An 11,879-nucleotide genomic window follows, 5' to 3' on the forward strand; every position below is an offset into this window, starting at 1 on the left:
CGTGGGGGGCAGGTCGTGCCAGGTCACAGGTTTGCGCGCGTAGCTCAAGAGCACAATTGAATATGGTTCCACCCTGTGGAACATGGCGTGATCCCGTACAGGCATCGCAATTACTGCTACCTTGGGCGGCTCAGCCAGCCAAGGACCGCGTCATGCCCACACGCTCAACCACACCAAGCGGTTTCGTCCGGGTGCGCGGTGCCCGTGAACACAACCTGAAGAACATCGATGTTGATATCCCCCGCGACGCCTTGGTGGTCTTCACCGGCGTGTCCGGCTCGGGGAAGTCTTCGTTGGCATTCTCCACCCTTTACGCCGAAGCCCAGCGCCGCTATTTCGAATCGGTGGCACCCTATGCCCGGCGCCTGATTGACCAAGTGGGTGTGCCAGACGTGGACAGTATCGAGGGCCTGCCGCCAGCGGTGGCCTTGCAGCAACAACGCGGCACGCCGAGTGCTCGTTCCTCGGTGGGTAGCGTGACCACCTTGTCCAGTTCGATCCGCATGCTCTATTCCCGCGCTGGCCACTACCCGGCAGGGCAAGCGCTGCTGTACGCCGAAGACTTTTCTCCAAACACGCCCCAAGGCGCTTGCCCGCAGTGCCATGGCCTGGGGCGTGTCTACGAGGTGACCGAAGCGACCATGGTCCCGGACCCGTCCCTGACCATCCGTGAGCGTGCAGTGGCCGCGTGGCCAATGGCCTGGCAAGGTCAGAACCTGCGCGACATCCTGGTCACGCTGGGCTATGACGTCGATATGCCTTGGCGCGATCTGCCTCAGGCGCAGCGCGACTGGATTCTGTTCACTGAAGATACCCCCACCGCCCCCGTGTATGCCGGCCTGACCCCGGCGCAAACCCGCGAAGCGCTCAAGCGCAAGCTGGAGCCCAGCTATCAAGGCACGTTCATGGGTGCCCGCCGTTACGTGCTGCATACCTTCATGCACTCGCAGAGCGCGCAGATGCGCAAGCGCGTGGCCCAGTACATGCGCCCCAGCCCCTGTCCGCTGTGCCAGGGCAAGCGCCTGAAGCGCGAGGCGCTGGGCGTGACCTTCGCCGGCCTGGACATCGCCGAGCTGTCGCAGCTGTCGTTGCAGGCGCTGGCGGATGTGTTCCGCAAGGTGGCGGCAGCGGACTACCTGACCCGAAAACAGGACCCGCTGACGGTAGAAAAGCGCCTGGCAGCCCAACGCATCGCCAACGAGTTGCTCGAACGCATCGATACCCTGCTCGAGCTTGGCCTGGGTTATCTGGCCTTGGAGCGCAGCACTCCGACCCTGTCTTCTGGTGAGCTGCAACGCCTGCGCCTGGCCACCCAGCTGAATTCACAGCTGTTCGGCGTGATCTACGTGCTCGACGAACCTTCGGCCGGTTTGCACCCCGCCGACAGCGAAGCACTGTTCGCAGCCCTGCAGCGCCTGAAGCACGCTGGCAACTCGGTGTATGTGGTGGAGCATGACCTGGACACCATGCGCCGCGCTGATTGGCTGGTGGATGTCGGGCCAGCGGCCGGTGAGCATGGCGGCACCATTCTGTACAGCGGGCCACCCGCAGGCCTGGCCGAGGTCGAGCCGTCACGCACTCGCGCCTACCTGTTCAGCGCGCCGGCCCGGACCACGCGTCAGCCCCGCCAGGCCCGCGACTGGCTGAAGCTTGAAGGCATCACCCGCAACAACCTGCACAACGTCAGCGCCGCCTTCCCGCTTGGCTGCTTTACCGCCGTTACCGGTATTTCCGGCTCGGGCAAGTCCAGCCTGGTCAGCCAGGCCCTGCTGGAACTGGTGGGCGCGCACCTGGGCCATGTCGAGCAACGGAGCGAGGCCGAAGCACAGAGCCTGGAAGACGCGCCGGAACAGGCCAGCAGCGGCCATGTGAGTGCGGGCCTTGGCAGCATCAAGCGCCTGGTGCAGGTCGACCAGAAGCCGATCGGCCGCACGCCCCGCTCCAACCTGGCCACCTACACTGGCCTGTTCGACCATGTACGCAAGCTATTCGCCGGCACCGAACACGCCAAAGCGCAAGGCTTCGATGCCGGGCGGTTTTCCTTCAACGTCGCCAAGGGCCGTTGCGCCAACTGCGAAGGCGAAGGTTTCGTCAGCGTCGAGTTGCTGTTCATGCCCAGTGTCTACGCACCCTGCCCGACCTGCCATGGCGCCCGCTACAACCCCGAAACCCTGGCGGTGAGCTGGCAGGGCATGAACATCGCGCAAGTGCTGCAGCTGACCGTCGAACAGGCACTGGCAGCATTTGCCGACCAGCCTCCCGTGCGGCGTTGCCTGCAGGTGCTGCAGGATATCGGCCTGGGTTACCTGCGCCTGGGCCAGCCTGCCACCGAACTGTCCGGTGGCGAAGCGCAGCGCATCAAGCTGGCGACCGAACTGCAGCGCACGGCCCGAGGGGCCACGCTGTATGTGCTGGATGAGCCTACCAACGGCTTGCACCCGCAGGACATCGACCGGCTGCTGGTGCAGCTCAACCACCTGGTCGAGGGGGGCCACAGCGTGGTGGTGGTCGAACATGACATGCGGGTGGTGGCGCAGAGTGACTGGGTGATCGATATTGGCCCGGGGGCTGGGGATTCCGGGGGCAAGGTGGTGGTCAGCGGCACCCCGCAGGTGGTCGCCAGGTGCAGGGCAAGCCGCACGGCCGAGTTTCTGGCCAAAGCGTTGTAGCGGGCGGCGCCCGATCTCGACCCCAGCACAAAAACCAAAGGACGCACCTAGCAGCACCAAGCGCCGCTAAAGTAAAGTCTGCCGATGGATAAATACGCCCCCCGCCAGTGGCTCCCCCACGAAAAGCCCAGCCTGCCAGGCTCCCCTTCCACGCCCCTGCATTCGCGAGCCAAGCGCCTGGCCTACGGCGTGGTCGGCCTGCTGGTGGCAATCACCGGTGGCCTGGGCAACGCGCTGGTCACCGCCAACCTGGTGTTCCTGCAAGGCGCCCTGGGTGCAACCACCGCGGAAATGGCCTGGCTGCCGGCCGCCTATGTGATGACCAACGTCTCCATCAACCTGCTGTTGGTGAAGTTCCGCCAACAGTTTGGCCTGCGTGCCTTCACCGAAGTGTTTCTGGTGCTGTACGTGCTGGTCACCTTCGCCCACCTGCTGGTCAACGACCTGAACTCTGCCATCGCCGTTCGCGCGGCCCACGGCATGGTCGGCGCGGCGCTCAGCTCGCTGGGGCTGTATTACATGATTCAGGCCTTCCCCGCGCAGTGGCGGCTCAAGGCCATGGTACTGGGCCTGGGCGCCTCGCAGCTGGCGCTACCGCTGGCACGGATCTTTTCCGAAGACCTTCTGCAAATCGCCGAATGGCGCGGGTTGTACCTGTTCGAGCTGGGCCTGGCACTCACCGCACTGGGTTGCGTACTGCTGCTGAAATTGCCGCCCGGTGACCGTTTTAAAACATTCGAACCCCTCGACTTCCTGACCTTCACCTTGATCGCCAGCGGTACCGCACTGCTCTGCGCCGTACTGTCACTGGGGCGCATCGACTGGTGGCTGGAGGCGCCGTGGATCGGCGTGGCACTGGCGGCGTCGATCGCGCTGGTCTTCAGCGGCCTGGCCATCGAGCACAATCGCCGCAACCCCTTGTTGATGACCCACTGGCTGGGCAGTGGCGCCATCATACGCCTGGCCCTGTGCGTGGTGCTGATCCGCATGGTGACCTCGGAACAGTCCACCGGCGCGGTCGGTTTCCTGCAGGCGCTGAACATGGGCAGCGAGCAGATGCGCACGCTGTACTGGATCATGCTGTTGGGCGCTGTCGCAGGCCTGGCCAGCAGCGCCCTCACCATCAACCCCAACCACTTGGTGATCCCGCTGTTCGTCTCGCTATTGGCCATGGCCGCCGGCGCCTTCATGGACAGCAGTTCCAGCAACCTCACACGCCCGGCTCAGATGTACTTGAGCCAGTTCCTGCTGGCCTTCGGCAGCACCTTCTTCCTCGGCCCATCGATGGCTCTGGGCATCAGCCATGTGCGCGCCAACCCGCGCAACCTGGTCAGTTTTTCGGTGTTGTTCGGCATCTGCAACAACCTCGGCGGCCTGATTGGTGCGGCGTTGCTGGGCACCTTCCAGACCTGGCGGGAAAAGTTTCACTCCAGCCACCTGATGGATCGCCTCAGCTACCTGGAACCCCTGGTCAATGCCCGCGTTCAAAGCGGGGGTGCCGGTTACGGCGGCATCATTGCCGACCCTGCCTTGCGCAGTGAAGCCGGCATGCGCCTGCTGGCCAGCGCTGCTACCCGTGAAGCGAACGTCATGGCCTACAACGATGTGTTCGTGCTGATTGGCAGCATCGCTATCCTGACCATGATCTGGATCTGTATCCGCAGCACCTGGCTCTGGCATGAGAAACGTCAGGCCACCCTTACCGAATCTACCCCCGGCGCGCCCACCCGATGACCGACGACACCCGCACCACGACCACCACCGCCATCGCTGAAACCCCGGAGGGCGTCACACCGCCCAGTGAACCAACCAGCCCGGTACGCACGCGGCGGGTACGCATCCTGTCATCCATCAGCTTCGCCGCCGTGGCCTTGGCCGGCATCCTGCTGGTGCTGTATGCCTGGCGCCTGCCGCCATTCAGCAGCGCCATCGAAAGCACCGAGAACGCCCTGGTGCGGGGCCAGGTGACCATCATCGGCCCGCAGCTCAGTGGCTACGTCGTCGATGTACCGGTGCATGACTTCCAGTTCGTCAAGGCCGGCGACCTGCTGGTGCAACTGGACGACCGTATCTACAAACAGCGCCTTGCCCAGGCCAGCGCCCAGCTGCAACAGCAGTTGGCGGCCCTGGCCAACAACCAGCAGCAGCGCAAAAGCGCCGAAGCCACCATTGCCCAGCGCCAGGCCGCCATCGGCGATGCTGCGGCCCAGGCGGCCAAGGCCAAGGCTGACCTCGGCCGCAACCAGGCGCTGGTCAACGATGGCTCGGTGTCGCGCCGCGACCTGGACCTGGCCCGTGCCAGTGCGGCCGCTGCCGTCGCCAGCCTGGCCCAGGCCAGGGCGGCGCTGGAAATCGCCCGCCAGGACCGTGAGACCGTGGTGGTCAACCGGGCCGCACTCGAGGCCTCGGTGGAGAACGCCAAGGCCGCCGTGGAGCTGGCACGCATCGACCTCGACAACACCCGCGTCACGGCCCCGCGCGATGGCCAGCTGGGGCAGATCGGCACCCGCCTGGGTGCTTATGTCAACTCCGGCGCGCAGCTCATGGCGCTGGTGCCCGACACCCTTTGGGTGATTGCCAACATGAAGGAAACCCAGATGGCCAATGTGCGTATCGGCCAGCCCGTGAGCTTTACCGTAGACGCGCTGAACCACCTGAAGCTACGGGGCCATGTGCAGCAGATTTCGCCGGCCACCGGCTCTGAATTCGCCTTGCTGCAGGCGGACAACGCCACTGGCAACTTCGTCAAGATCGCCCAGCGCATACCGGTGCGCATCACGGTGGATGCCGACCAGCCGACTGCCAGGCATCTGCGCCCAGGGATGTCGGTGGTGGTCAGTATCGACACCCGGGGCGAACAGTGATGTAACCCCGGCAGCCCCTACAGGGATGCCGTCGTGCCACGATTGCGCCGCTCTAACCCGTGGGTTTTAATCGCGCACGATCCGTCGCCAAGGAAGTTTCACCATGTACAGGAAGATCGTGCCACTGGCACTGCTGGCAACACTGGCCGGTTGCTCCGACAGCCAGGACACCATCAAGGCCAGTTTCCACAAGGCTGCCCAGGCCTCCCTGGATACCCGGTACCCACACTGTTTCGTCATCAGCTCGTTCCCTACCAAGACCCAGGACTTCGACGTGCACGGCACCAACAAGGCGTTGCACGCCCTGGCGCAGGTAGGCGTGGTCAGCGAGAAGGAAATTTCGCGCACCGAAATACCGGCCCGGCTGTGGTCGCCGGCACGCACGGATATCTACTACGCCTACGACCTGACCGATGAAGGCCGCAAATACTACAAGGCAGGCGCCGGGCTGTGCTTCGGCAAGGCGCAAGTGACGGCGATCGAGCAGTTCAGTGAGCCGAGCGAGGCAACCGGGCAGAAGCTGTCGAATGTGACCTATGCCTACAAGATCATCGAGTTGCCGGCGTGGGCCGCCAATGATCAGGTGAAGGCCAGCATCGCCGGCCTGGGCCAGGCGGTGGCCAGCAATGCTGCCCCGCTCAAGGAAACCCGAACCCTGGTGCTGACCAGCCAAGGCTGGGTGGATGACCAGTTGCTGGCCCAGTAGCCCGAAGCCTGTACCGGCACTACCGTCGGTACAGGCCTACATCCACCAGGCCAGGACCACCGGCAACCAGGCAAACGACAGCACCGTCGAGCACATCACCAGGTTCGCCACCTGCTCCGGTTCACGGTTGGCGCGCACCGCCATCAGGTAGTTGAAGACAGCCACCGGCATCGCCGATTGCACCACCAGCACTGCACGCTCAAGGCCGTCCATGCCCAGTGCCGCGCCCACCGCCCAGCCCACCGCAGCGCCCAGCCCGATACGCAACCCGCCCAGCAGCATGCCGCTGCCGACATGGCGCAGACGAATGCTGGCCAGCGACACCCCCAGTGTCAGCAGCATCAGCGGGATCGTCATGCCGCCCAGCAAGTCCGCCGTGTTGGCCAACCAGCGCGGGGGCTCGAAACCCAGGAAAATGATCGGCATGGCGCCGGCCAGGCTGAGCACGATGGGGTTGTGCAGCAATGCCTTGAGCGAAGCGGCGGTGCCGGAAATGGCCATGCCAATGGTGAACTGTACAATCGACAACGTCAGGAAGAAGGCTACGGCCAGCGCCAGGCCATGTTCACCGAAGGCGTACAGGCTGATCGGCAGGCCCATGTTGCCGGTGTTGGGGAACATGAAGGCCGGCAACAGCACCCGCCAGTGCATGCCCGAGGCACGGCACACCAGCAACGCGGCCAGGGCCATGCCCAAGGTGCACAGCAGGCAGGCCATGGCCATGCTGGTGAAGGCATTCGGGTCGAGTTCGGTGCGGCTCAGGGTGGACAGCACCAACGACGGGGTGCCGACCGTCATCACCAGCCGGGCGATGAAGTCGGTGGGGTAGGCCAGGCCCTTGCGGGCCCAGGCATAGCCGATGCCGGCGACAATGAACACCGGGGCCAGGACTGCGAACAGCGACGCGAACATGGAATGCCTTCCTTCGGGTAGGGCCTGCATTATGCAGCATCCCAAGGCCGCGCCTGCACAACCCGAACCGGCCGCAGGATGTCTGCCCAGGACACCTGCATGTCTTCCCCAGACTGCGGCGTCTCGTCGCATACCCAGGCCCCTTGGGCAAATGCTTGCAAGCCCGTAGAATCGCGCTTCCTTTTCGCCCGTCGCCTTGAACGGTGGCAACCGGCAGCAACGACAGAGTCCGTGCCTGAACACATGAACGCACATGTGAAATAGGCTCAACCCTCCCCGCCCGGCCCATTTCCCAAGGGCCCAGCGGTTGAGTCTTGCCCAGGTCGCATCCGTGCAGCTACTCGCCCCTTGTCGGGGTGAGCCCGTGTGCGCGTCCGAGAAGGCGCTCATTCCGCTCTTCCAACCAGAGGTACCTATGTCTCCGCGTTTGCTGGCCATGGCGCTGGCGCCCCTGCTCGGGCTGTTCATCATCGCCTTGGGCAACGGCTTCATGTCTTCGCTGACCACCCTGCGCCTGGGCGCTGCCGGTGAGTCTGCCACCACTATCGGGATCGTGTCGTCGACCTACTTCATCGGCCTGACCCTCGGCGCCATCTTCAACGACCGGTTGATCTTGCGCATCGGCCACATCCGCGCCTACACCAGCTTCGCCTCGCTGATCGCCGTGACTATCCTGCTGCAAGGGCTGTTCTACGACGTGACCTGGTGGTCGGTACTGCGCCTGATCAACGGCTGGGCCGCAGTGGGCGTGTTCCTGGTGATCGAAAGCTGGCTGCTACTGGCCGGTGACGCGAAAATCCGCGGGCGCTTGCTCGCGCTGTACATGATCGCCTTTTATGGCGCAGGGGTGATCGCCCAGGCTGGCCTGGGCGAAATCACTCAGCTGGGTGACACCGCCCCCTTCATGCTGGCCGGCGTGCTTGCTGCGCTGTCAGTGCTGCCCATCGTGATCCTGCCGCGGGTGTCACCGTTGCTTGACCAGGTCGAACCCCTCAAACCCCGCCAGTTGCTGGGCGTGGCCCCCTCAGGCCTGGTCGGCTGCTTCGGTTCGGGCGTGGCCATTGCCGGTATCTATGCCCTGCTGCCGCTGTACCTGCAACGTATTGGCCTGGAGGTGGGTGAGGTCGGCAACATGATGGCCTGGGTGATCCTTGGCGCGATGCTGCTGCAATACCCGGTCGGGCGCTGGTCCGACCGCAAGGACCGCCTCGATGTGCTGCTCGCCCTTGCCGGGTTGTGCGTTGTGCTGTCGCTCGTAACGGTATTCCTGCCATCGGACTCGTTCCTGCTGCCGGCCACGCTGTTCCTGCTGGGGGGCGGTGTGTTCACCCTGTACCCGGTAGCGGTCAGCCATGCAGCCGACCGGGCGCCGTCCGATGCCCTGGTGCCGATGATCCAGGGCCTGCTGCTGATCAACTCGCTGGGCTCGGCCATGGCACCGGTCGCTATCTCGCCAATGATGACCGAGTTTGGCGAGGCTGGGCTGTTCTGGGCGTTTGCCGTGGTCAACCTGGCCATGGTGTGCTTCTTCATGTGGCGCCGCGGCAAACGCCCGGCGGCAGAGCACCCGGCGCCGTTCACCGCTTCGACCACCTTCTCGCCCACCGGCGCCGAGTTGCGGGTGACCGAAGACCTGATGCATGCGGCGCAGGAGCATCCGCCGCTGGAGCCAGCCGAGCCATTGCAGGCCTCACGCAGCGAAACCCACTGAGCCAGGGGGCCGCTGTGCGGCCCTGGGCCAAACGACCACTCGTCGCCTGGAACGCACCCCGCCAGCAGCCCCTAGCCAAACGAATGACAGATCATCCGCAAAGGAGCCACCCCATGATCCGCATTCGTCCGCTCTCGCTGTGCCTGGCCCTGGCCTTGGCCTCCCTCACCGGCACCAGTTTTGCCGCTACCGACACCAACACTGATAGCCGCCCGCAAACCGACCAGTCCGGGGGCAAGACCGCCGGTGAAGGCAGCAGCGTCAACAGCCCCGGCAGCGGCAAAAGCAACGACGCGAGTGATACCGGTAGTAGCACCGATGCCGCCGATGGCGCCAGCGGGGGCTCCAACAGCACCGGCGAAGCCACCGGTTCCGGCGCCGGGCACACGGGCGGCACCGCCGAGGATCAGGACAGCCACTGAAGCGGGCCTGGGCTACACTGCGGTCCATCGCCCTGCCAAGGATTCGCCATGAACCTCACACCCTGGCTGCTCGCGGCCCTGCTGCCGTGCACTGCGCTGGCCGCCGGCAGCAACCAAGGCGCGTTGTCGATAAGCTCCTCATCGTTCACCGATGGCGGGGTCATTGCCCTGCAACAGGTCGGCCTGGACCCGGCCTGCGGTGCTGGCGAAGAACGTACTCCACAACTGAGCTGGGACAACCTGCCCGAGGGTACCCGGTCGCTGGCACTGATCATGTTCGATCCGGACGGTAGCAAGGGGCTCGGCGTGGTGCACTGGCTCGCCTACAACATCGACCCGGAGCACGAAGGGCTCAAGGAGGGGGCGGCCGGGCTTAGCGGGCAGTACGTGACTGTAGGCCGCAACTCGCGTGGCACCCTGAGCTACCGTGGCCCCTGCCCGCCCGCCGGCGACAACCCGCACCACTACGCACTGACCCTGATCGCCACCGACCTGCCGCTGGGTACGCTGCCCGAGGGCCTGGACCGCAGTGGCCTGCTGCAGTTGCTGCAAGGCCACGCGCTGGGCGCTCAGAGCCTGGTCGGGCGCTACGGCCATTGAACCAACTAGTACAAAAATAAATGATTCACCCCATCGCATTTATCCATTGAATGGCCCGTACCAACTGAAGTAAGCTCGGGCTCATTCACTGGAGAGCAACATGCCGAAACACACCTGCAACCACGCCAACAACACCGGTCGCCACCTGCGTCCTGTGCTGGCTGTTGCCGGCTGCGTGGCACCTGCCAGCTATTACTTTGGGTATTGGTTTAGCCACTAGGCGCCGATACCCATCCGGCGCCCACCTTCGAGGGGCCGCCGAACATGAGAATACTCAAACCCCCGGTCGGCTCCCCGACCGGGGGTTTTGCTTTTCCGGCCTTTGAACAACACCGATTCACATTGAGGACAGATTGATGAACTACGCCACTTATTACGACGCAAACACCTATGCCTGGCGATTTAGCCAATCCCGTTCGGGCCAGCCTGCCGCCTCCGATCGGTCTTCCACCGGTGGCAATGCAGCAGCCGATACGCACTCAACGATCTGTCGAACACCTCGATAGGGCCGACCGTGCGGGCCAGAACCCGCCGTCCGCCCAGGGAAAAACGCCATGCAAGCTTCCAGCCTCGCCCTGCCCCTGACCCAGCCGCAAGCGGCCAATACCACCGTCAGCAAGCGCCTGCCCAGCCCGCACCTGCTCAAGCAGCAAATGCCGCTGCCCAGCGAACTCAGCCAGCAAGTCCAAGCCCACCGCCGGGCCATCCGCGACATCCTTGAAGGTCGCGATCAGCGTTTGCTGGTCATCGTCGGCCCGTGCTCGATCCACGACCCACGCTCGGCCCTGGAATACGCCGACCGCCTGGCCGCCCTCAGCCGTGAAGTCGATGACAAACTGCTGCTGGTGATGCGCGCCTACGTCGAAAAACCGCGTACCACGGTGGGCTGGAAAGGCCTGGCCTACGACCCGCATCTGGATGGCAGCGATGACATGCATTCAGGGATCGCCCTGTCCCGAGGGCTGATGCTGAGCATGATCGAACGCGGCCTGCCGATCGCCACCGAGCTGCTGCAACCGGTAGCTGCCGGTTACTTCGATGACCTGCTGGCCTGGGCCGCGATCGGCGCGCGTACGACCGAATCGCAAATCCACCGCGAAATGGTCAGCGGCCTGGAACTGCCGGTCGGCTTCAAGAACGGCACCGACGGCGGCATTGCCATCGCCAGCGACGCCATGCGCAGCGCCGCGCACCCGCACCGCCACTTCGGTATGGATGCGCAGGGCCACCCGGCAATCATCGAAACCCTGGGCAACCCAGACACCCACCTGGTGCTGCGCGGCGGCCACAAGGGCCCGAACTACGATGCCACCAGCATCGCCATGGCCCGCCAGGCGCTGACCAAGGCCGGTTTGCAGGCCCGGATCATGGTCGACTGCAGCCACGCCAACAGCAACAAGGACCCGGCGCGCCAGCCTGCAGTGTTCACCGAGGTGCTGGAACAGCGCCTGGCTGGCGACCGCTCCCTGGTAGGGGTAATGATCGAGGGGCACCTGTTCGACGGTTGCCAGGCGCTGGGCAAGGGCGCGTTGAAGTACGGCGTATCGATCACCGACGGCTGCCTGGGCTGGGCGACGACCGAAACCCTGTTGCGCGAAGCGGCACAAAAACTGTAAGCCGATGGTTGCAAGCCTGGCGAGACAGACCCCGGACAAGTGCGCTAGGCTTGCCTTTTTACCCCAAGGAGCAGTACCCATGGCCCGTGCAACCGCCCGCCACATCCTCGTTGCCAGCGAAGACAAGTGCAACGAACTGAAAGCCCAGATCGAAGCAGGCGCCGACTTCGGCGAAGTCGCCAAAGCCAACTCCACCTGCCCATCCAGCCGCCAGGGCGGTGACCTGGGCTCGTTCGGCCCCGGCCAGATGGTCAAGGAGTTCGACACCGTGGTGTTCAGCGCCCCGGTCAACACCGTGCAGGGCCCGGTGAAGACCCAGTTCGGCTACCACCTGCTGGAAGTGACCAGCCGTCAGGACTGATTCACCCCTCCCGGTGAT

10 protein-coding genes are annotated in these 11,879 nt (G+C 64.7%); 9 read left to right on the forward strand and 1 reads right to left on the reverse strand.

What is annotated here, in order from left to right; translation table 11 throughout:
- The first annotated feature begins 152 nt into the window (after positions 1-152).
- The 4 genes from E8E68_RS17130 (at position 153) to E8E68_RS17145 (ending at position 6,239) form a co-directional block, all read left to right on the forward strand.
- Entirely contained in the window at positions 153-2,669 is a 2,517-nt protein-coding gene (locus E8E68_RS17130; RefSeq protein ID WP_280343069.1) for an excinuclease ABC subunit UvrA, read from the forward strand.
- A gap of 84 nt (positions 2,670-2,753) precedes the next feature.
- Complete coding sequence (locus tag E8E68_RS17135) at positions 2,754-4,403, forward strand: MFS transporter (RefSeq protein WP_280343072.1); 1,650 nt, start codon at positions 2,754-2,756, stop codon at positions 4,401-4,403.
- On the forward strand, positions 4,400-5,533 hold the full coding sequence (locus tag E8E68_RS17140) for an HlyD family secretion protein (RefSeq protein WP_266029587.1): 1,134 nt from the start codon (positions 4,400-4,402) through the stop codon (positions 5,531-5,533). Before E8E68_RS17135 ends, E8E68_RS17140 begins: the two co-directional genes overlap by 4 nt.
- 103 nt (positions 5,534-5,636) lie before the next feature.
- A complete protein-coding gene (locus tag E8E68_RS17145) occupies positions 5,637-6,239 on the forward strand; it encodes a hypothetical protein (RefSeq protein ID WP_266029585.1) in 603 nt (200 codons plus the stop codon).
- 36 nt (positions 6,240-6,275) lie between these two features.
- Here E8E68_RS17145 and E8E68_RS17150 read toward each other — a convergent pair whose 3' ends face one another.
- A complete protein-coding gene (locus E8E68_RS17150; RefSeq protein ID WP_280343077.1) occupies positions 6,276-7,151 on the reverse strand; it encodes an AEC family transporter in 876 nt (291 codons plus the stop codon).
- 415 nt (positions 7,152-7,566) lie between these two features.
- Here E8E68_RS17150 and E8E68_RS17155 point away from each other — a divergent pair, with 415 nt between their 5' ends.
- From E8E68_RS17155 to E8E68_RS17175, 5 genes are all read left to right on the forward strand, one after another.
- Positions 7,567-8,862 (forward strand): MFS transporter, encoded by a 1,296-nt coding sequence (locus tag E8E68_RS17155; protein WP_266029583.1) that lies wholly within the window; start codon positions 7,567-7,569, stop codon positions 8,860-8,862.
- 113 nt (positions 8,863-8,975) lie between these two features.
- Positions 8,976-9,284, forward strand: coding sequence for a hypothetical protein (locus E8E68_RS17160; RefSeq protein ID WP_266029582.1), 309 nt, complete (start codon positions 8,976-8,978; stop codon positions 9,282-9,284).
- Between the two features lie 48 nt (positions 9,285-9,332).
- On the forward strand, positions 9,333-9,884 hold the full coding sequence (locus tag E8E68_RS17165) for a YbhB/YbcL family Raf kinase inhibitor-like protein (RefSeq protein WP_266029581.1): 552 nt from the start codon (positions 9,333-9,335) through the stop codon (positions 9,882-9,884).
- A 554-nt stretch (positions 9,885-10,438) separates the two neighbouring features.
- On the forward strand, positions 10,439-11,500 hold the full coding sequence (locus E8E68_RS17170) for a 3-deoxy-7-phosphoheptulonate synthase (RefSeq protein ID WP_280343081.1): 1,062 nt from the start codon (positions 10,439-10,441) through the stop codon (positions 11,498-11,500).
- Between the two features lie 79 nt (positions 11,501-11,579).
- A complete protein-coding gene (locus tag E8E68_RS17175) occupies positions 11,580-11,861 on the forward strand; it encodes a peptidylprolyl isomerase (RefSeq protein ID WP_110745333.1) in 282 nt (93 codons plus the stop codon).
- Positions 11,862-11,879: the final 18 nt, after the last annotated feature.

Origin of the sequence: Pseudomonas sp. BN607, assembly GCF_029871175.1 — a bacterium.
Classification (GTDB): Bacteria; Pseudomonadota; Gammaproteobacteria; order Pseudomonadales; family Pseudomonadaceae; genus Aquipseudomonas.

Bases quoted from the DNA above. Each gene is read 5' to 3' on its own strand.
- E8E68_RS17130 (WP_280343069.1), top strand. From the start codon at position 153: ATGCCCACACGCTCAACCACACCAAGCGGTTTCGTCCGGGTGCGCGGT.
- E8E68_RS17135 (WP_280343072.1), top strand. From the start codon at position 2,754: ATGGATAAATACGCCCCCCGCCAGTGGCTCCCCCACGAAAAGCCCAGC.
- E8E68_RS17140 (WP_266029587.1), top strand. From the start codon at position 4,400: ATGACCGACGACACCCGCACCACGACCACCACCGCCATCGCTGAAACC.
- E8E68_RS17145 (WP_266029585.1), top strand. From the start codon at position 5,637: ATGTACAGGAAGATCGTGCCACTGGCACTGCTGGCAACACTGGCCGGT.
- E8E68_RS17150 (WP_280343077.1), bottom strand. From the start codon at position 7,151: ATGTTCGCGTCGCTGTTCGCAGTCCTGGCCCCGGTGTTCATTGTCGCC.
- E8E68_RS17155 (WP_266029583.1), top strand. From the start codon at position 7,567: ATGTCTCCGCGTTTGCTGGCCATGGCGCTGGCGCCCCTGCTCGGGCTG.
- E8E68_RS17160 (WP_266029582.1), top strand. From the start codon at position 8,976: ATGATCCGCATTCGTCCGCTCTCGCTGTGCCTGGCCCTGGCCTTGGCC.
- E8E68_RS17165 (WP_266029581.1), top strand. From the start codon at position 9,333: ATGAACCTCACACCCTGGCTGCTCGCGGCCCTGCTGCCGTGCACTGCG.
- E8E68_RS17170 (WP_280343081.1), top strand. From the start codon at position 10,439: ATGCAAGCTTCCAGCCTCGCCCTGCCCCTGACCCAGCCGCAAGCGGCC.
- E8E68_RS17175 (WP_110745333.1), top strand. From the start codon at position 11,580: ATGGCCCGTGCAACCGCCCGCCACATCCTCGTTGCCAGCGAAGACAAG.